The organism is Halopseudomonas salegens (assembly GCF_900105655.1).
In the GTDB taxonomy this organism is placed as follows: Bacteria; Pseudomonadota; Gammaproteobacteria; order Pseudomonadales; family Pseudomonadaceae; genus Halopseudomonas; species Halopseudomonas salegens.
The window spans coordinates 694,570-712,909 of sequence record NZ_LT629787.1 but is presented as its reverse complement, the minus strand read 5'-3'; the positions used below and the strand labels follow the sequence as shown (position 1 = coordinate 712,909).

Here is an 18,340-nt window from a genome sequence, read left to right as displayed (position 1 = left end):
GTGCTTTTATATCAGTACGCCTATGATACCGATAATTAATGCTCAGGGCGTAACCCTCAGGATACACGGATGAACAATACCGGTTTGAAAGCCCGCATACTGCTGATCACTCTGATTCCTGCCGGCCTGCTGGTCCTCAGTCTCGGCAGCTATTTCAGCTGGCAATACCTGAAGCAGCTGGACGAGCAACTGATGGAGCGCGGCCTGCTTGGCATTGAGTATTTGCAGCGCCCTGCTACACGGGCCTTGCTGGTCGGCGAACCAGAATCCGTTCAGCCCTATCTGGATGGTGTACTGAACCGCACTGATGTGCGTGCTGTCAGCCTGCATGACCGTGACATGCAAAGCTTGCAGCATGCCGGTCCACTCATGCAGCCCACCGATGAGCCGGTGACTCTCAGCCATCTGGGTCAGGGCACCGGGCTGCAGATTCACAGCGGGCAGTACAGCAGCCGTTTTCTGCTGCCCTTGCTGGCCAGCCCGGAGCTACTGAACAATCAGAGCCAGGTGTTCGAGGTGGATGAGCTGCTCGGCTGGCTTGAGCTGGAGCTCAGCCACGGCAACACCCGCTTGCTTGGTTATCAGACATTACTGACGACCCTGCTGCTATGCCTGTTCGGTTTAAGCCTGGCCAGCCTGTTGGCCTACACCCTGACCCGACGCATTACCGCTCCCTTGAGCGCAGTGAACCATGCGGTCCGCAAGCTGAGCGAAGGTCAACTGGACGTCCGCTTGCCCACTCAGGGTAGCCGCGAAATGGATGATCTTGCACAAGGCATCAATACCATGGCCAAGGCGCTCTACAGCGCTCAGGGCGAGCTTCAACAGAACATTGATCAGGCTACGGAGGATCTGCGCCAGACACTGGAAACCATCGAGATCCAGAATATTGAACTCGATCTGGCACGCAAGACAGCGCAGGAAGCGAGTCGGGTCAAATCCGAGTTCCTGGCCAATATGAGTCATGAGTTACGCACCCCGCTGAATGGCATTCTCGGTTTTACCAATCTGTTGCAGCGCACTCAGCTTAATCCCCGGCAAAAGGACTACCTCGGCACCATCGAGAAGTCCGCCGACAATCTGCTGTCAATCATCAACGAGATACTGGATTTCTCCAAGATCGAAGCCGGCAAGCTGGTACTCGACAATCTTGCCTTCAATTTGCGTGACCTGATTCAGGACACCCTCACCATGCTGGCCCCCGGCGCCCATCAAAAGGACCTCGAACTGGTCAGCATTATCTACCGTGACACCCCCCTGGGCCTGTCCGGCGATCCGTTAAGGCTCAAGCAGATTCTTGCCAACCTGCTCAGCAATGCCATCAAGTTTACCGGCAAGGGCTCGGTGTGCGTGCGTACCATGCTGGAACAGCAGGATGGCAGCCAGGTGGTACTGCGCATCAGCATTACCGATACCGGCATTGGTCTCAGCCAGAGCCAGCAGAAATCGCTGTTCCAGGCATTCAGTCAGGCTGACAACTCGGCTTCACGGCAAGTCAGCGGCACCGGGTTGGGCCTGGTGATTGCCAAACGTCTGGTAGAGCAGATGCATGGGGAGATCGGCCTCAACAGCGAGCCTGGCCAGGGCTCGGAATTCTGGCTGACGGTGCGCTTGAACATTGCCGACCAGGCAACGGATGACCTGCCCATTGCGCCATGGACCGGCACCGAAGTCGCCCTGGTGGAACCGCATGAGCTGACTCGCCAGGCCTTGCTGCACAACCTGGAAGACCTTGGCTGCACGGTGTTGGTTCTCGACGATTTGTCGGCCCTGCAGCAGCGACTGCTGCAACAACCGCCGGGAACACCCTTGCTGACACTGGTTTCCAGCCAGCAACACAATGCCTCCAGCGCCGAGGTGAATGGCCAGATTCAGCGCTGGATTCAGGATGACCGTTGCCGCTGCCTGTTGATGACCCATACCCAGGAACACTTTGATGACCTGGAGAACTGGCCGGCCGATCGTTTGCAAGTGCTGGCCAAGCCTATCTGTCTGCGCAAGCTGCATCAGGCCTGCAATCAGCTACTTAACGGCCCGCAGCCGGGCGTCAGACGAACCGAACGCAATATGCCACTGGCTGGCATCCGGGTGCTTTGCGTGGATGACAATCCAGCCAACCTCAAGCTGGTAACCACTTTTCTGGATGAACTGGGCGCGCGCGTATTGGCGGCAGGGGGAGGTGAAGAAGCGCTGCAAATAAGCAAGGAACAGCCAGTGGACATCATCTTCATGGATGTACAAATGCCCGGCATGGATGGCCCACAAACCACTGCTGAACTGCGTCTTCGCGAAGAGCAGGCAGGGCTGGAACCCGTACCGGTCATTGCCCTCACCGCGCATGCCCTGGCCCACGAACGGCGGCAGCTGCTCAAGTGCGGAATGAACGATTATCTGAGCAAACCGACCAATCCCGAGCAATTGCTGCAATGCATCCAGAAATGGACCGGCCAACAGTTCTCGGACAGTGCTGCGGATATCCTCATAACCCACACCGCAGCAGCATCCGGCGCGCGCAATGAAAGTTCAGTTCTTGATCCCCGTGAAGGGCTGCGCCTGGCGGCTGGCAAACCGGAACTGGCCCGTGACATGCTGGCCATGCTGCTGGCTTCACTGGATCAGGAATATTCTGAAATCAGCCATGCCCTGACCAATAATGACCCCGAGCATTTGCTCGAACGCATTCACCGACTGCATGGAGCCAGCCGTTATTGTGGTGTTCCGGATTTACGCCAGCACTGCCTGCAGACGGAAACCCTGCTGAAGAATGATGAGCCAGCCAATCTGGCTGTACGCGAATTGCTGGCGGCTATCCGACGCCTGCAACAAGCGGCCACGGAAACCTCATTCCTGTGACCAGACAGCAAAAGCCAGGGCCTGCTCGCGTTCGTCGCTGAGTGACAACAACATGCGTCCACCGCCCCCTGCTGCCAGGTGGGCAGCCGCTGTACCATTGAGTCGTACCAGAGGTGCACCGGCAGCATCACGATCAATCTGCAGCTGTTGCCAGGACATGCCTGCGGCGAGACCCGTCCCCAGTGCCTTGAGAATGGCTTCCTTGGCAGCAAAACGCTTGGCCAGAAAGCGCCCCGGCTGGCCATGCGAGGCAAAGCGGGTAAACTCGTCCGGGGTCAGAATACGCCGGGCAAAGCGCTCACCCTGGCGCGCCAACACGGCTTCAATTCGCTCAACCCGAACCAGATCAGTCCCAATTCCCCGGATCATCGCTGCTGAGCCGCCTGAATCAGGCTACGCATGTCTCGTACCGCGCTCGCCAGGCCGGAAAAAAGTGCACGGGCAATTATCGCGTGACCGATATTCAGTTCATGCATGCCATCAATGGCCGCAATCGGTTCGACATTGTGATAATGCAGCCCATGACCGGCGTTCACCACCAGACCCAACTTGCGCGCATGGGCTGCTGCATGACGAATACTCTTGAGCGCGGCGGCCTGCTCAGTCCCGCTGGTGTCGGCATAATGCCCGGTATGCAGCTCAATCACAGGGGCCCCCAGGCGCCGCGCCATGTCGATCTGCGCCAGGTCCGGATCGATAAACAGCGACACTTCGCTGCCCAGCTCCGTCAACTGCTCCACGGCTGCCTGCACCCGGGCCTGGTTACCAATGATATCCAGCCCACCTTCGGTAGTCAGCTCCTCGCGCTTTTCCGGCACCAGGCAAACATGCGCCGGCCGAATCTCGGCGGCAAAGGCCAGCATCGCATCCGTCACTGCCAACTCCAGATTCATCCGGGTCTGCAATACCTCGGCAAGCAGTCGCACATCCCGTTCCTGGATGTGCCGGCGATCCTCACGCAGATGCACGGTGATCCCGTCGGCACCAGCCTGCTCCGCCTCGATAGCCGCCTGGACCGGATCGGGGTAACGGGTGCCCCGGGCCTGACGCACGGTAGCAATATGGTCAATATTGACCCCCAGCAAGACTCTGTCAGTCATGGTCGATTTCCTTGGTGGCAGTAAATAGTTGACGGCTGTGCAAAGGTTTATCACCCAGATGGACGGCCAGAGCCTGCCGCATCAGACGTTTGCCCCAGCGCAGAGTGTCGGCCGCAGACCAATCGTCAGCGGCCATGGCCAGCAGCGTGGCACCCGGAATACCCGGTTGGCCGCCTTGCACTGGCAGCAAACCATGCTCGGCCTGCCATTGATAATGATATTCAGCCTGCAGCGGTTGCCCATTGGCATCCTGCTGCAGACTGAAGCCATAGCCCAGCTCATTGAGTAACAGCCACTCAAAGCGGCGCAACAGCGGTTCCAGTGACTGCTGCTCCGCCAAACCTTGAATCGCGCTCTGGTAACCCGCAAAGATCAAGGGTTGGGGTTCATCCGTCAATAGCAGACGTGCAAGCAGCTCATTCAGGTACAGCCCGCTGAACAGGGCATTGCCCTGCAGGCCAGGTAGCGAGCCGGCTCGCTCCGCCTGCTGCAGGGTTTTCAATTCACCACGCCCCGTCAAGCTGAGCAACAGCGGCTGAAAGGGTTGCGGTGTCAGGCTTCCCTTGCGACCACCGCGCGCACCACGCCAGACCACCCGTTGGCGGCCCTGCTGCAGGGTCAGCAGATCAACCAGCGCGCTGCTGTCGCGGTAAGGGCGGCTGTGAAGAACATAGGCCGGAATCAATGCATTGGCCTGAGCCATAATCAGCGATCGAAGGTGTAACCCAGAGAGCTCAAGGCACGCTCGTCGTCCGACCAGCCTCGCTTCACCTTGACCCACATATTGAGCATGATCTTGCTGCCGAACAGCTTTTGCATGTCCAGACGCGCTTCCTGGCCGATTTTCTTCATCCGGTCACCACCATCACCAATGATGATTTTCTTCTGACCCTCGCGTTCAACCAGAATCAACGCATGAATATGCAGAATCTTGCCTTCCTGCTTGAACTGCTCGATTTCCACGGTGACCTGATAGGGGATCTCGGCACCTAACTGGCGCATGACTTTTTCACGAATCAGCTCAGCGGCAAGAAAACGTGAACTGCGATCAGTCAGTTGATCGTCCGGATAAAAATGCTCGCTCTGCGGCAAACGCTCGGCAATCAGGCTTTCCAGGTGCTCAATATTACGACCCTGCAGCGCAGACACCGGCACCACCTCAGCATCCGGCAGCTGGGTAGTCAGCCATTCCAGGTGCGGCAGTAACTGCTTTTTGTCATCCAGTCGATCAACCTTGTTGACCACCAGCAGTACCGGACACTGCACATGGCGCACACGCTCGAGCACCATGTCGTCTTCATCGGTCCAGCGCAGCCGGTCAACCACAAAAAGCACCACATCGACATCGCGCAGCGCCTGACTGGCACTCTTGTTCATGAAGCGGTTGAGGGCTTTCTCGTTATCCTTGTGCAGACCGGGAGTATCAACGTAGATTGCCTGAACGACGCCTTCGGTCTTGATCCCGAGCAACGTGTGCCGCGTGGTTTGCGGCTTGCGCGAGGTAATCGCCAGTTTCTGGCCAAGAATATGGTTGAGCAATGTCGACTTGCCCACATTGGGCCGGCCAACAATGGCGACATAGCCACAACGTGATACCGCTTCAGTCATCAACTTTCTCCGCACCCAGGGCAATCAGTGCCTGCTGGGCCGCTTGTTGTTCAGCCATACGCCGGCTATTGCCCGCGCCAAAGGTAGGTTCATCAAGCAGACTGATTCGACAGTCCACCTTGAAGCTGCGGCAGTGAGCCTCGCCACTGCTTTCGATTACTTCATAGCGCGGCAATTCGCAGTGCCGCGACTGAAGGTACTCCTGCAAACGGGTCTTGGCGTCCTTGTTATTGTCAACCAGCGTCAGGCTATCGATATGCCCGGTCAACCAATACAGAACCCGCTCCCTCGCCGCATCCATGCCACTATCCAGATAAATGGCACCAATGATCGCTTCAGTGGTGTCGGCCAGAATCGATTCACGCCGAAAGCCACCACTTTTCAGCTCACCCGACCCCAGCCGGAGAAAGTCACCCAGCTCAAAGCCCTTGGCGAGTTCAGCCAGTGTCACCCCTTTGACCAGACGAGCACGCAAGCGCGACAACTGGCCCTCGCGGGCTTCGGGAAAGCGCTCGAACAAGGCCTCGGCGGCAACAAAATTGAGTACCGAATCCCCCAGGAACTCGAGTCGCTCATTATTGCGTCCACCCAGGCTCCGGTGGGTCAGGGCCAGCGTCAACAGCGACTGATCACTGAAGGTATAGCCTATCTTGCGTTCAAGTCGGTCTAGCCTGTTACTCACTTTATAGGTCTGACAATATGGGTTTCATCGAAATGGACCAGCAGGTCCACGGTCTGAAGCAGTGGCGAACGTACTTCGTATTTGAGCACCACCGTGTAGGTGTTGGTACCACTGGTGGTGATCTCAATTGCTTCACTGGCATCAATATCGCGAATGCTGTTGATCTGCATACCGCGCTCTACATGCCGGTGCATATCCCGCAATGAGTTGATCTCCAGTGTTGGATCATCATTGACCGAGGTTATGATATTGCGCAGTGAAAAGTGGTCCATGTAGATCGGAGCCAGTTTCATCACGATGACCAGAGCAAAGATGATCAGGGAAATGATGGCTAGCCAGCCAAAAAACGACATGCCTTTCTGAGATTGGCGCATGATAACCTCGTTACGTCCGTTGTTGGTATTCTGAAAACCCTGCCCCAAACCAGGCCAGGGTGGTATCCATAGCTCAGTTAATTCTCGATACCGTCGAGAAACTGGGCAAATTACTCAGTTTGGGCGACGGCCAGTGCATCCACACGACAAAAGCCTTACCGACAATATAGTTGTCAGGCACCATACCCCACAAGGGTTCAGGAATATCCGGAGAGCTCCAGTAACGGCTATCGTTGGAGTTGTCGCGGTTATCCCCAACCATGAAATAGTGCCCTTCAGGCACCCTCCATTCCTGCTTGTCCGCAGCCGGTGACAACTGCTTGAGGCGAATCCGGTGATCCTGGTCGCCCAGATATTCCTCACGTATCTCAACCTGAGCCGCAGCGCGCAACGGATGCCCCAGTGGGATCTCGTCATCCGACCGGCGCTCGATCATTGACTGTTCGATACGCTCACCGTTGATATAGAACTGTTTGTCAGCATAGACCACATGATCCCCTGGCATGCCGATTACCCGCTTAATATAGTTGATTCGCGGATTATTGGGATATCGGAACACCATCACTTCACCGCGCTGGGGGTCATCGACAGAAATGATCTTGGTATTCAATACCGGCAGGCGAATGCCATAGGCGAACTTATTGACCAGGATAAAATCGCCCACTTCCAGTGTAGGTTTCATTGATCCGGAGGGAATCTGAAAGGGCTCCACCAGAAAGGAGCGCAAAACCAGAACAATGGCCAGCACCGGAAAGAATGATTTAGCATATTCGATGGCCAGCGGCTCTTTGACCAGGCGCTCGCGAGTTCGCGGATCTACTGTATCCACGGATTGTTCATAACGCTCAACCGCTTTGGCGCGGCGGCGCGCCAACCAGAGACGATCGAGCAACGCCAAAGCGCCAGTGATGGCGACTGCCAGTACCAGAATCAGGGGAAAATCAATGTGCATGACCGGACTTTGCCTTCCTAGTTATCAACCTTGAGTACGGCGAGGAAGGCTTCCTGGGGAATCTCGACACTCCCCACCTGCTTCATGCGCTTCTTGCCCGCTTTCTGTTTTTCCAGCAGTTTTTTCTTCCGACTGGCATCACCGCCGTAACATTTTGCCGTTACGTTCTTGCGCAGCGCCTTGACCGTGGAGCGCGCGACAACCTGACCTCCAATGGCAGCCTGAATAGCGACATCAAACATTTGCCGCGGAATCAGCTCTTTCATTTTCTCGACCAGTTGCCGGCCTTTGCCGGCTGCATTGTCTCGATGCACAATCAGCGCCAGAGCGTCCACTTTCTCGCTGTTGATGAGTACGTCCAGCCGCACCAGCTTGGCCATCTGGAAGCGATCAAAACTGTAATCCAGCGAGGCATAACCCCGACTGACTGATTTCAGCCGATCAAAAAAATCCAGCACTACTTCATTCATCGGCAGGTCATAGATAACCTGAACCTGACTGCCCAGAAAAACCATGTCGCGCTGCACGCCACGTTTTTCCACACACAGGGTAATCACGCTGCCAAGATGATCCTGTGGCACCAGAATATTGGCCTGCACGATGGGCTCGCGCATCTCTTCGATCATGGAGGGGTCAGGCAGGTACGAAGGGTTATCCACATAAATGACTTCGCCATCTTTCTTTACCACCTCAAACACCACTGTTGGCGCCGTAGTGATCAGATCCAGATCGTATTCACGCTCGAGCCGCTCCTGAATGATTTCCATGTGCAACATGCCCAGGAAACCAATACGGAAGCCAAAGCCCAGCGCATCCGAACTTTCCGGCTCGAACTGCAACGCCGCGTCATTCAGCGTCAACTTTTGCAGGGCTTCACGAAAGTCTTCAAAGTCATCCGAACTGACCGGGAAAAGACCGGCATAGACTTGCGGCTTGACCCGCTGAAAACCCGGCAAGGGATCGACATCGGGCGTCGCAGCCAGCGTCAGAGTGTCGCCCACCGGTGCACCATGAATATCCTTGATACCGGCGATAATAAAGCCGACTTCACCAGCTTTCAGGTCAACCGTGGAAGTGTGCTTGGGGTTGAAAACGCCGACGCTGTCCACCTGGTGTTGTTTGCCGGTTGACTTGACCAACACCTTGTCACCTTTCTTGATGCGACCCTGACGGATGCGAACCAGCGACACGACACCGAGATAGTTGTCAAACCAGGAATCGATGATCAACGCCTGCAACGGCGCTTCAATATCGCCAGTCGGCGGAGGAATAACTGCAACCAGCCGCTCCAGCACATCTTCAACACCGAGCCCACTCTTGGCACTGCACTCGACAGCGTCGGTGGCGTCAATCCCGATAACACTTTCAATTTCGCCCTTTACCCGTTCCGGATCGGCCTGCGGCAGGTCAATCTTGTTCAGCACCGGCATGACTTCGAGGCCTTGCTCAATAGCGGTGTAGCAGTTGGCAACCGATTGCGCTTCTACTCCCTGCGCGGCATCCACCACCAGCAGAGCGCCCTCGCAAGCCGACAGCGAGCGGCTGACTTCATAATGAAAATCAACGTGACCGGGCGTATCGATAAAGTTGAGCTGGTAGGTTTTGCCATCTTTGGCCGGATAGTACAGGGTAACGCTGTGCGCCTTGATGGTAATGCCACGCTCGCGTTCCAGATCCATGGAATCCAGGACCTGCTCAGCCATCTCCCGCTCAGTCAGGCCACCACAGACCTGAATAAAACGATCTGCCAGGGTCGATTTACCGTGGTCAATGTGGGCGATAATGGAGAAATTACGAATAAGGCTCAGGTCACTCACAGCAGTCTTTTCCAGAGATGAGTCGCCGGATGGGCAGACCGCCGCAAGCCACGGAGGCGCGACTGGCACAGCCAGCAGGCAAGAACACGGGGAATTGCCCCGAAAACAGCCCGCGAGTGTACCTGATCTGACGAATGGGTGCCATGGCACCCACCAGCAAAAGCCCGGTACTTTTGCTGGTGGGGACGTTCTCAGTCAGCCAGACGGAAGGTGATGTAACTGGCCCGGCCCTGGCGAATCACCCGCATGGAGACAGAGCGATTGCTCGGCAGCTCCCGGGTCACCGTTTCGAAGGTTTCGATCGAGTCAATCAGCTTGTTGTTCAGGTTGGTGATGATATCACCGTTGCGCAGCCCCACCATGGCACCGGCGCCCGGACGGACCTGACGCACGACCACCCCGGCACGCACATCCAGGTTACGTTTTTGCTCGTCTGTCAGCTCGGCAACACTGATACCCAGGCGATTATCTTCAGCTTCCTGGCTTTGCGGTGCGCTGGCTGGTGCCGCAGCCGCACCGTCTTCCGGCAGTGCGCCCACTTCAAGTGTGATGGTGCGTCGGCGTTTTTCGCGCATGACCACCAAACTGGCTTCAGTCCCCGGGCGAAGACGCCCGACGGCATGCGGTAGATCCGATGACATGTCGATGTCTTCACCATTGAAGCTGAGAATCACGTCACCCACTTGCAGCCCGCCCGTGTCTGCAGGGCCGTCCGGCATGATCTGCGCAATCAGTGCGCCCGCCGGGCGTGGCAGACCGAAGGATTCGGCCAGATCCTTGTTGACCTCCTGAATCACCACGCCAAGCCAGCCACGCTGCACACTCCCCTGATCCTTGATCTGCGCGACGACATCCATGGCAACATCTATCGGAATGGCGAAGGATAGACCCATGAACCCCCCGGAACGGGTAAAGATCTGAGAATTGATACCAACCACTTCACCATCCAGATTGAACAACGGGCCACCGGAATTGCCAGGATTGATCGCGACATCGGTCTGGATGAAGGGCACATAATTTTCGTTCGGCAGACTGCGTCCCTTGGCGCTGACAACACCGGCAGTTACCGAATAGTCAAAGCCGAACGGAGAACCAATCGCCAACACCCACTCACCGGGCTTGAGATCGGCTGACTTGCCAATTCGCACCACCGGGAGATCATCATCAGTCTCGATTTTCAACAGTGCCAGATCCGAGCGTGGGTCAGCACCCACCAACTCAGCGGTCAACTCTCGCCGATCATCCAGTCGCACAAAGATTTCATCAGCATCAGCCACTACGTGATTATTGGTCAACACGTAACCATCTTTCGAGATAATAAAGCCCGAACCCAGTGACTGCGGTGCCTGACGCTGGCGCGGAGCACGCTCCTGCGGAATGCCACGCTCAAAGAACTCACGAAAGATCGGCGGCAACCCCTCCATGTCCGGCATGCCGGGAAGTCCGTTGACAGCCTGCGGCGCCGTCTGACGGGTACTGATATTAACCACCGCCGGGGAGGCATCTTCAACCAGATCGGTAAAATCCGGCAAATTGGCCCGCGCCAGCACGGCACTCTGCCAACTCAGCAGTAACAGCGTGACAGTCACAGTCAACCAGCGTTGCACAGACATCATCCCCCACTCCTTTTCAATCACGACAAGAATTCAATTCGACAGTTTGCGGGCCATCAGGCAGCGGCCCAGTCAGCACCAGCGGCTGCAACAACGCCTTGCTTCCCCGCCGCCCGGCCCAGGCCCGCGCAACAGCGAAACCGGCAATCAGACCCGAGAAGGCACCCAGGATAACCAGCGGCTCACCCAACCCGGCCTCTTGCAACAGCAACCCGGCAGCAAACATCAACACCAGCGGCAGCAGATACATCAACAACGAGCTCATGACCACGGCCTGTTCCGGCACACCGATAGTGACCTGATCGCCCACTTGCAAGGATCGGTCGGTGCTCACCCGAATAAACCCCAAGCGATTGCCAATGCCGACCTTCTGCAACAGGGCCGACCCACAACCCGCGCGGGCCTGGCAGCTACCACAGGTACTCTGGCGCATCGTCTCGACCCAGACCGCATCCGCCTCGACACTCAGCACCCTACCCCGTTCCTCAATCACGGCATCCCACCTTCCAGAGCATTGGCTATTCGTTCCGCCGCTGCCGCCGGCAACTCACCCACTACGGTAGCCAGATAATCATTCTGAGGAGTTTGCACGGTACGGCTGACGGCAACAGTTGGGCCAAGCTGGGCTCTGAGATCATCAGCCTGATCCTGTTGCAACAGAGGCTCGATAAAGATGCTGAAACGAGCAAGCCCATCCGTGTAGACCTGAGTCAACAAGCCATTGTCATCACCCGGGCTGGCATGTTCATAAGCCAGAGTGAACCCGGGTGGCAGCCAGCCTGCCGACACAGCCACAGGCTGCTCGGGGGCGTGAGCCCGGGTTTCCAGAAGTGGCAGACAGGTGCTGCCAGGCTCCAGGGCAGACGGATCGAGTGGCGAGTAATCCAGCGTAGTGAACTGGAATCGCTCCATCAAGGTGTCGCGCTCATTGATCAACAGGGATTTGAGCAATAAACCGGTTTCACTATCCAGATACAGTTCATAGGCATAGCGGAAAGCATCACGGGGCTGCAACGAAACAACCACCGCCGGACGAGCTGCCACCCGAGTCTGCCCCAGAACCTGCAACACATACCAATTGTGCAGTAGCGCAGTCTGTTCGTTCACCCGGCTGCCAGTACCGATACTACTCGCCACCTCCAGTGAGCTGGCGCATACCAGCATGCCGTTCTGCCGCAGCCATTCATGCGCTGGGCCATCGGTGCGCACCATGCGCTCGACGACGCCCTGATCAGTTACCTGACGCCAGATATGATGAGTCGTGAAATGTCCCGCGCGCTCATAGACAAAGGAACCCTGATAGCCATGCTGCTGGCTGGCAGAGGTCATCCGCTGCAGCCAGTCGCGCGCTTCTTCAGCCAGCGCCAGTGGCGCCACCAGCAACAAAACCAGCAGACCACCACTACAACGGCGCACAAATGACGGCATCAGCGACCTTCCAGGCTGGCAGCCCGGGCGTAGGGCAACACGTGGGGCATATTGAAACCAGCGCCGTGCTCGGCGTGTTGCCGCAGATAACTACCAATACGCTGCTCATGCCAGGCAGTCGGGGATTGTACCTGAGGCTGATCCATCTGGCCCTGCGTGGGGCGAGGGAAACCGGTCAACATGGCGCTGCCGCCCACACCGGAAACCGGAGCCGGTGACCATTCTTGCGCAGCATCACCAACATCCGCCAGCGGCGTTGTGGTGTCGACGGAAGAATCGAGGGTTGTCATGCGCACCCCGACCAGCACCGCCAGAGTCACAGAAGCCGCTACAGCAGCTCGTCCCAGACCTGACGCCATCCAGCGACGGGCAGAAGACGGGCGACTCACAACAGGTTCATCGGCGAGCGCGGCAGCGATACCAGCCGACAGATCCACTCGAGGCTGGCAAGCCTCTGCATGCAGGGCCGCACGCGCCAGTTGATACCGTCGCCAGCGTTCACGCAATGCGGAATCCTGCTCGGTGGCCTGAAGAAAACGGCGCAACTCCAGTTCATCAGCTTCACCATCCATTACGGCGGACAATGATTCCTGCATGGTTTCGCTCTTCATCGCTATACCTCTGCTATGCCCTTGGGGCCTCTGCTGCTGGTGCTTGCAACCTGCTCATGTTTCCATCAAGGGTTGCAACGCCTTGTCTATTGCCTCACGTGCCCTGAAGATACGTGACCTGACGGTGCCCACCGGGCAACCCATGACACTGGCAATGTCTTCATAACTCAAACCTTCGAATTCACGCAAGGTCAACGCGGTACGCAAATCATCCGGCAGTTGTTGCAGGGTACGATTGACCACCTGCTCAATTTCATCACGCAACAGCTCACGTTCCGGGGAGTGCAAGTCCTTCAACGCACTGTCACCCTCATGATATTCCGCTTCATCCGCGGCAATATCCGAATCTGGCGGCCGCCGCCCGCGGGCGACCAGATAATTCTTGGCTGTATTGATCGCAATCCGGTACAGCCAGGTGTAAAAAGCGCTATCGCCACGAAAATTGGGTAGCGCACGATACGCCTTGATAAATGCTTCCTGAGCCACATCCTGTGCCTCATGGCTGTCATGCACAAAGCGCGTCACCAGTGCCAGGATCTTGTGCTGATATTTCAGTACAAGGAGGTCAAAGGCGCGCTTGTCACCACGCTGGACCCGCTCGACCAGCTGCTGGTCGTCCTGGGCATTCATCGCGGCAAAACCTCAACAACGTGGGCCGACTGTAATCGCACCAACATCCTGCTGTGATAGACCCACAATCTAGACAAAAGTTCTCCCCTTGCGCTGGTTCCTTTATGGGAGCGCGTAACGCTCTGAAAGTTCCACGGACCAGCATTCGATTCAATGACTCCGGATCGGCGTCAGCCTGCGCAAAAATATCCGCAAAGCCGACTCCGGCAGCAAATGATAACAACTCACACGCCGATAAAGCAGCCTCAGCATACCCCGACGACAAACTTTTCAGGCAGCAAGGCAACCCTTTCCGTCATCTTTGGCGACCACTGAAAGATAGTACGCGCGCCCAGTGGTCAGATATACTCGCGCAATCTGACGACAACAAGCGAATACGGAACGGGCAGCCAACTCCATTATGACAATGCGCCATGAGTATGATGTTCTGGTAATTGGCAGCGGAGCCGCCGGTTTGACCCTGGCGCTGGAGCTGGCCGACAGTTTGCGAGTGGCGGTTCTGAGCAAGGGCAAACTGTCAGAAGGCTCGACATACTGGGCTCAAGGCGGCGTCGCTGCGGTGCTGGACGACAACGACACCGTGGATGCGCACGTCCAGGACACCCTGGACGCCGGTGGCGGCTTGTGCCATGAAAAAGCCGTGCGCCAGATTGTCGGTGACAGCAAGGCAGCCATAGGCTGGTTGATTGATCAGGGGGTGCCTTTCACCCGTGATCGTCTTGCCGATGGCAGCGAAAGTGAAGATTTTCACCTGACGCGCGAAGGCGGACACAGCCACCGACGTATCATTCACGCCGCCGATGCCACCGGCGCTGCCATCTTCAACACGCTGTTCGCCAAAGCAGTCGCCCATCCGGGCATCGACCTGCTGGAAGACCGGGTGGCCGTTGACCTGATTACCAGCAGCAAGCTTGGCCTCAACGGCCAGCGCTGCCTGGGTGCCTATATCCTGAACCGCCAGAGCGGGCATGTGGAAACCTTTGCCGCACGCTTTACCGTGCTGGCTACCGGTGGCGCCAGCAAAGTGTATCTGTACACCAGCAATCCGGACAGCGCCTCTGGCGACGGAATTGCCATGGCCTGGCGCGCCGGTTGCCGGGTGGCCAATATGGAATTCAACCAGTTCCACCCCACCTGTCTCTATCACCCCAAAGCAAAAAGCTTTCTGGTTACCGAAGCGCTGCGTGGTGAAGGCGCATTGCTCAAATTACCCAATGGCCAGCGCTTCATGCCACGCTTTGACTCTCGCGCCGAGCTGGCACCGCGCGATATTGTCGCCCGCGCCATTGACCATGAAATGAAACGCCTGGGCCTGGACTGCGTATACCTCGATATCAGCCACAAACCGGCCGAGTTCATTCGTCAGCATTTTCCGACCGTGTACGAGCGCTGTCTGAGCTTTGGTATCGACATTACCCGTGAACCCATTCCGGTTGTCCCGGCAGCGCACTATACCTGTGGCGGTGTTGTGGTCGATAGTGCCGGACATACCGATGTAGCCGGCCTGTATGCGATCGGGGAAACCAGTTTCACCGGTTTGCACGGTGCCAATCGCATGGCCAGCAATTCTTTGCTCGAGTGCATTGTTTACGGCCGCAGCGCCAGCCGCGACATTAGCGACAAGGTCGGCTCAGTGACGATGCCCGAGCAATTACCCCAATGGGACGAAAGCCAGGTCACCGACTCGGACGAAGACGTCATCATTTCGCACAACTGGGATGAGCTGCGGCGCTTCATGTGGGACTACGTAGGCATCGTGCGCACCAATAAACGGCTGCAGCGGGCCAAGCACCGGGTTGATCTGTTATTGGGAGAGATTCACGAGTTCTACAGCAACTACCGGGTGACCCGCGACTTGCTTGAACTGCGCAACCTGGCCCTGGTGGCGGACCTGATCATCTGCTCGGCCATGCAGCGCCGGGAAAGCCGGGGCCTGCACTACACGCTGGATCATCCTGATCTGCTGCCTTTGGCCGAAGATACTATTCTGCGGCCACCCAACGCTGACGACTGAAACGCAAGCGAAGACGCAGTCGACGCAGTGCATCTTCCGAAGCGGCGTCAGCAGGCAGAACCACACTCAGCGACCACCAGCGGCCCGGTTCACGCAGGCGCACCACGGTCAGCAGTGCACTGACAAAGGTATCGCCCAGCAAGTTGGCGCTGGTTTCACTGCCATCGCGACGCAAAACGTGCCAGCCCTGGCTGTCAAAACGCAGGCCCGTGACCGAGTGGGCATGTCGCAGACTGACCTGTCGCGGCCACAGCCAGCGACAAATGCCCAGCAAGACGAGCATGCCGAGCATGGCAGTCGCCAGCGGCAGATTGCTGCGATACAGCGCCAGGCACCCCAGCAAGGTGGCCAGCAACAGCAAGGCACCCAACCAGCGCGAGGGCTGGCGTTGTAACAGCAGTGGTTCAGTCGGGTTGGACACGATCGAGTATTATCCTGACAATGCGTTTGAGATCTGGATCTTCCGGCTCGGACCTTTGCATGAACCAGCCAAACATGTCCTGATCCTCACACTCCAACAGTTGACGGTAACGGGCCTGATCCTCTTTAGCCAGGGCTGAATAAGCTTCTTGCAGGAAAGGCACCAGCAAGACATCCAGCTCAAGCATGCCGCGCCGGCTGTGCCAAAACAATCGCTTCAGTTCAATATCATCAGCCGACATCTAATTCTCCGCCCAGGGTTGAAACCGCAGTATTTGCACTCAAATACTAGTATAACCGTAACCAATGCCTCTGCGGAGTCGGTCACCGTACATCCTGTAACCACCCATAACGAGCCAGCTTCACCATGAGCGACGAGATTGAAAACAGCCCCGCCCTGCACAGCCGCCTGACCTGCACTGATGAGCTTGCCCTGCCGGCCACCGCTGTCAGCCTGCTTGCCCGTGAAGCCGTGTTACAGGTAAAAGGCCCGGACAGCGAACGCTTCATGCAAGGCCAATTGACCTGCGACGTCAAACAACTGCCCGCCCGATTGAGCACCCTTGGTGCTCGCTGCAACCCCAAAGGCCGCATGCAATCCAGCTTCCGCCTGCTCCACGATAGCGCCGATGGCTATCTGCTCAGCCTGGACAAGGCGCTGGTTCCGGCGCAACTGGCCGACCTGAACAAGTATGCCGCTTTTTTCAAGGCCGAGATCAATGATGTCAGTGCTGACTGGTTACGCCTGGCTCTTTGGGGTGACCAGATCACGCCAGCACTGGCAGCGCTGAACCTTGCCTGGCCAGAGGCCGACAATGAGATCAGCCGCCAGTCTGGCGGGTTGGTCATTCGACTGGCGGCAGCGGCTGCCGAGCTCTGGTTGCCCCGCGATCACGCCGCAGATCAAATCAACTGCCTGCTCGAGCACGCCGAACCTGCCCACCTGAACCAGTGGTTGCTGTACCAGGTACGCGCCGGTGTGGGCTGGGTCAGCGGGCCGACATTTGAACACTTCATCCCGCAAATGCTCAACCTTCAGGCCCTGGGTGGAGTCAGTTTCAAAAAGGGCTGTTATACCGGCCAGGAAATCGTTGCCCGCATGCAGTATCTGGGCAAGCTCAAACGGCGCATGTTCCGGCTTTTACTGACCGGAACGCATTGCCCGCCCCCTGCAGCCGAGATTGTCGATCGTAGTTCAGGGCGCAGCGTTGGCGAGGTGGTTATGGCTGCACGCAGTGAGAAAATGGTGGAAATACTGGCAGTAGTGCAAACAGATGCGGCACAATCAGGGGAATTGAGTCTGGCTGATTGCGACGGGCCACTGCTGACCCTGGCTGATCTGCCGTACAAACTGGAAAGTGAAGCCCGCCCGGCCTGAACCGGCGGCACAAGGGAGCATCCATGACTGACCTGGCCCAACGCGTGCAAGATGAGCTGCTGGAACTGTTGAAAAAGGACCAACTGGTTCTACCCACTCTGCCGGAAGTGGCTCTGCGTGTGCGTGAGGCAGCAGAAGACCCTGATGTCAGCATTCCCCACCTGGTCAAGGAAATCAGTACCGACGCAGCCTTGAGCGCGCGCCTGATCAAGGTGGTCAACAGCCCCCTGCTCCGGACCCGCAACGAGATCACTGATCTGAGTATGGCGGTCAGCCGGCTCGGTATCACCTACACCGCCAACCTGGCCACAGGCTTGGCCATGCAACAGATGTTTCAGGCCACGTCTGAATTGATTGACCAGAAAATGCGTGCGGTCTGGAATCGCAGCATCGAAGTTGCCGGAATCAGCCATGTGCTGTGTCGCCATTACACCAAGCTAAAACCTGACCAGGCAACCCTCGCCGGCCTGGTACACCAGATCGGCGTGCTGCCGATTCTCAGCTATGCCGAAGAACACGACGAGCTGCTCGCCGACCCACAGACCCTGGACAGCATCATTGACAGCATCCACGCCACTATTGGCGACCGGATTCTCGAAGCCTGGGACTTCCCTGCGCCGCTGCGCCACATTCCCACCCTGCACCTGGATTTCTATCGCAGCGCACCCGAGATTGATTACGCTGATATCGTACAGGTTGCCCTGCTGCAAAGCCTGTCAGGCAGCGACCACCCGCTGGCCAGCATGGACTGGAGCGAGGTTCCGGCCTTTGCCAAACTGGGTCTGGAAACCGACCAGGAAGAAGAGGACGAGGATTTGTCCGCCGAGATGGAAGCAGCGATGAAGCTGCTTGGCTGAACG

At 57.4% G+C, this 18,340-nt stretch carries 19 protein-coding genes; 4 read left to right on the top strand and 15 right to left on the bottom strand.

The features are described 5' to 3' along the window. Positions 1-69 precede the first annotated feature (69 nt). The gene (locus BLU07_RS03195; protein ID WP_092384092.1) at positions 70-2,853 is read left to right on the top strand and encodes a response regulator; all 2,784 of its coding nucleotides are present in this window, start codon (positions 70-72) and stop codon (positions 2,851-2,853) included. On the opposite strand, the gene acpS is transcribed toward BLU07_RS03195, so the two are convergent. The 13 genes from acpS to rpoE all read right to left on the bottom strand — a co-directional run bounded on the left by acpS (position 2,842) and on the right by rpoE (position 13,668). Then, positions 2,842-3,222, bottom strand: coding sequence for a holo-ACP synthase (gene acpS, locus BLU07_RS03190; protein WP_092384090.1), 381 nt, complete (start codon positions 3,220-3,222; stop codon positions 2,842-2,844). The two genes, BLU07_RS03195 and acpS, sit on opposite strands and share 12 nt — an antisense overlap. Further along, the gene (pdxJ, locus tag BLU07_RS03185) at positions 3,219-3,953 is read right to left on the bottom strand and encodes a pyridoxine 5'-phosphate synthase (protein ID WP_092384088.1); all 735 of its coding nucleotides are present in this window, start codon (positions 3,951-3,953) and stop codon (positions 3,219-3,221) included. Before pdxJ ends, acpS begins: the two co-directional genes overlap by 4 nt. Further along, complete coding sequence (recO, locus tag BLU07_RS03180; RefSeq protein ID WP_092384086.1) at positions 3,946-4,656, bottom strand: DNA repair protein RecO; 711 nt, start codon at positions 4,654-4,656, stop codon at positions 3,946-3,948. Before recO ends, pdxJ begins: the two co-directional genes overlap by 8 nt. A 2-nt stretch (positions 4,657-4,658) precedes the next feature. Continuing rightward, entirely contained in the window at positions 4,659-5,561 is a 903-nt protein-coding gene (era, locus tag BLU07_RS03175) for a GTPase Era (RefSeq protein ID WP_092384084.1), read from the bottom strand. Next, positions 5,554-6,243, bottom strand: coding sequence for a ribonuclease III (gene rnc / locus BLU07_RS03170; protein ID WP_092384082.1), 690 nt, complete (start codon positions 6,241-6,243; stop codon positions 5,554-5,556). Before rnc ends, era begins: the two co-directional genes overlap by 8 nt. After that, positions 6,240-6,617 carry a DUF4845 domain-containing protein gene (locus BLU07_RS03165; RefSeq protein WP_157719067.1) on the bottom strand — a complete coding sequence of 126 codons (378 nt, stop codon included), beginning with the start codon at positions 6,615-6,617 and terminating at the stop codon, positions 6,240-6,242. The genes rnc and BLU07_RS03165 overlap by 4 nt, the downstream gene beginning before the upstream one ends. A 73-nt stretch (positions 6,618-6,690) precedes the next feature. Next, positions 6,691-7,569, bottom strand: coding sequence for a signal peptidase I (gene lepB / locus BLU07_RS03160; RefSeq protein ID WP_092384077.1), 879 nt, complete (start codon positions 7,567-7,569; stop codon positions 6,691-6,693). A 17-nt stretch (positions 7,570-7,586) separates the two neighbouring features. Beyond that, positions 7,587-9,386, bottom strand: coding sequence for a translation elongation factor 4 (gene lepA / locus BLU07_RS03155; protein ID WP_092384075.1), 1,800 nt, complete (start codon positions 9,384-9,386; stop codon positions 7,587-7,589). Between the two features lie 191 nt (positions 9,387-9,577). Beyond that, positions 9,578-10,999: a DegQ family serine endoprotease gene (locus BLU07_RS03150; protein ID WP_092389545.1), complete on the bottom strand. Its 1,422-nt coding sequence runs from the start codon at positions 10,997-10,999 to the stop codon at positions 9,578-9,580. A gap of 16 nt (positions 11,000-11,015) precedes the next feature. After that, positions 11,016-11,492 (bottom strand): SoxR reducing system RseC family protein, encoded by a 477-nt coding sequence (locus tag BLU07_RS03145; protein ID WP_092384073.1) that lies wholly within the window; start codon positions 11,490-11,492, stop codon positions 11,016-11,018. Beyond that, positions 11,489-12,427 carry a MucB/RseB C-terminal domain-containing protein gene (locus BLU07_RS03140; RefSeq protein ID WP_092384071.1) on the bottom strand — a complete coding sequence of 313 codons (939 nt, stop codon included), beginning with the start codon at positions 12,425-12,427 and terminating at the stop codon, positions 11,489-11,491. Before BLU07_RS03140 ends, BLU07_RS03145 begins: the two co-directional genes overlap by 4 nt. Then, the gene (locus BLU07_RS03135; RefSeq protein ID WP_092384069.1) at positions 12,427-13,038 is read right to left on the bottom strand and encodes a sigma-E factor negative regulatory protein; all 612 of its coding nucleotides are present in this window, start codon (positions 13,036-13,038) and stop codon (positions 12,427-12,429) included. The genes BLU07_RS03140 and BLU07_RS03135 overlap by 1 nt, the downstream gene beginning before the upstream one ends. 54 nt (positions 13,039-13,092) lie before the next feature. Then, positions 13,093-13,668: an RNA polymerase sigma factor RpoE gene (gene rpoE, locus BLU07_RS03130; RefSeq protein ID WP_092384067.1), complete on the bottom strand. Its 576-nt coding sequence runs from the start codon at positions 13,666-13,668 to the stop codon at positions 13,093-13,095. A 400-nt stretch (positions 13,669-14,068) separates the two neighbouring features. Here rpoE and nadB point away from each other — a divergent pair, with 400 nt between their 5' ends. After that, complete coding sequence (gene nadB / locus BLU07_RS03125; protein WP_092384065.1) at positions 14,069-15,682, top strand: L-aspartate oxidase; 1,614 nt, start codon at positions 14,069-14,071, stop codon at positions 15,680-15,682. Here nadB and BLU07_RS03120 read toward each other — a convergent pair. Together BLU07_RS03120 and BLU07_RS03115 are read right to left on the bottom strand one after the other, a co-directional pair. After that, complete coding sequence (locus tag BLU07_RS03120; protein ID WP_092384063.1) at positions 15,651-16,103, bottom strand: hypothetical protein; 453 nt, start codon at positions 16,101-16,103, stop codon at positions 15,651-15,653. The two genes, nadB and BLU07_RS03120, sit on opposite strands and share 32 nt — an antisense overlap. Continuing rightward, the gene (locus tag BLU07_RS03115; protein ID WP_092384061.1) at positions 16,087-16,344 is read right to left on the bottom strand and encodes an FAD assembly factor SdhE; all 258 of its coding nucleotides are present in this window, start codon (positions 16,342-16,344) and stop codon (positions 16,087-16,089) included. Before BLU07_RS03115 ends, BLU07_RS03120 begins: the two co-directional genes overlap by 17 nt. Before the next feature lie 125 nt (positions 16,345-16,469). Here BLU07_RS03115 and ygfZ point away from each other — a divergent pair, with 125 nt between their 5' ends. Continuing rightward, entirely contained in the window at positions 16,470-17,480 is a 1,011-nt protein-coding gene (ygfZ, locus tag BLU07_RS03110; protein WP_092384059.1) for a CAF17-like 4Fe-4S cluster assembly/insertion protein YgfZ, read from the top strand. A gap of 23 nt (positions 17,481-17,503) precedes the next feature. Next, positions 17,504-18,337: an HDOD domain-containing protein gene (locus BLU07_RS03105; protein WP_092384057.1), complete on the top strand. Its 834-nt coding sequence runs from the start codon at positions 17,504-17,506 to the stop codon at positions 18,335-18,337. Positions 18,338-18,340 lie beyond the last annotated feature (3 nt).

Excerpts from the sequence above, each read along its gene's own strand:
- BLU07_RS03195 (WP_092384092.1), top strand. The coding sequence starts at position 70 with ATGAACAATACCGGTTTGAAAGCCCGCATACTGCTGATCACTCTGATT.
- acpS (WP_092384090.1), bottom strand. The coding sequence starts at position 3,222 with ATGATCCGGGGAATTGGGACTGATCTGGTTCGGGTTGAGCGAATTGAA.
- pdxJ (WP_092384088.1), bottom strand. The coding sequence starts at position 3,953 with ATGACTGACAGAGTCTTGCTGGGGGTCAATATTGACCATATTGCTACC.
- recO (WP_092384086.1), bottom strand. The coding sequence starts at position 4,656 with ATGGCTCAGGCCAATGCATTGATTCCGGCCTATGTTCTTCACAGCCGC.
- era (WP_092384084.1), bottom strand. The coding sequence starts at position 5,561 with ATGACTGAAGCGGTATCACGTTGTGGCTATGTCGCCATTGTTGGCCGG.
- BLU07_RS03165 (WP_157719067.1), bottom strand. The coding sequence starts at position 6,617 with ATGCGCCAATCTCAGAAAGGCATGTCGTTTTTTGGCTGGCTAGCCATC.
- lepB (WP_092384077.1), bottom strand. The coding sequence starts at position 7,569 with ATGCACATTGATTTTCCCCTGATTCTGGTACTGGCAGTCGCCATCACT.
- BLU07_RS03150 (WP_092389545.1), bottom strand. The coding sequence starts at position 10,999 with ATGTCTGTGCAACGCTGGTTGACTGTGACTGTCACGCTGTTACTGCTG.
- BLU07_RS03140 (WP_092384071.1), bottom strand. The coding sequence starts at position 12,427 with ATGCCGTCATTTGTGCGCCGTTGTAGTGGTGGTCTGCTGGTTTTGTTG.
- BLU07_RS03135 (WP_092384069.1), bottom strand. The coding sequence starts at position 13,038 with ATGAAGAGCGAAACCATGCAGGAATCATTGTCCGCCGTAATGGATGGT.
- rpoE (WP_092384067.1), bottom strand. The coding sequence starts at position 13,668 with ATGAATGCCCAGGACGACCAGCAGCTGGTCGAGCGGGTCCAGCGTGGT.
- nadB (WP_092384065.1), top strand. The coding sequence starts at position 14,069 with ATGACAATGCGCCATGAGTATGATGTTCTGGTAATTGGCAGCGGAGCC.
- BLU07_RS03115 (WP_092384061.1), bottom strand. The coding sequence starts at position 16,344 with ATGTCGGCTGATGATATTGAACTGAAGCGATTGTTTTGGCACAGCCGG.
- ygfZ (WP_092384059.1), top strand. The coding sequence starts at position 16,470 with ATGAGCGACGAGATTGAAAACAGCCCCGCCCTGCACAGCCGCCTGACC.
- BLU07_RS03105 (WP_092384057.1), top strand. The coding sequence starts at position 17,504 with ATGACTGACCTGGCCCAACGCGTGCAAGATGAGCTGCTGGAACTGTTG.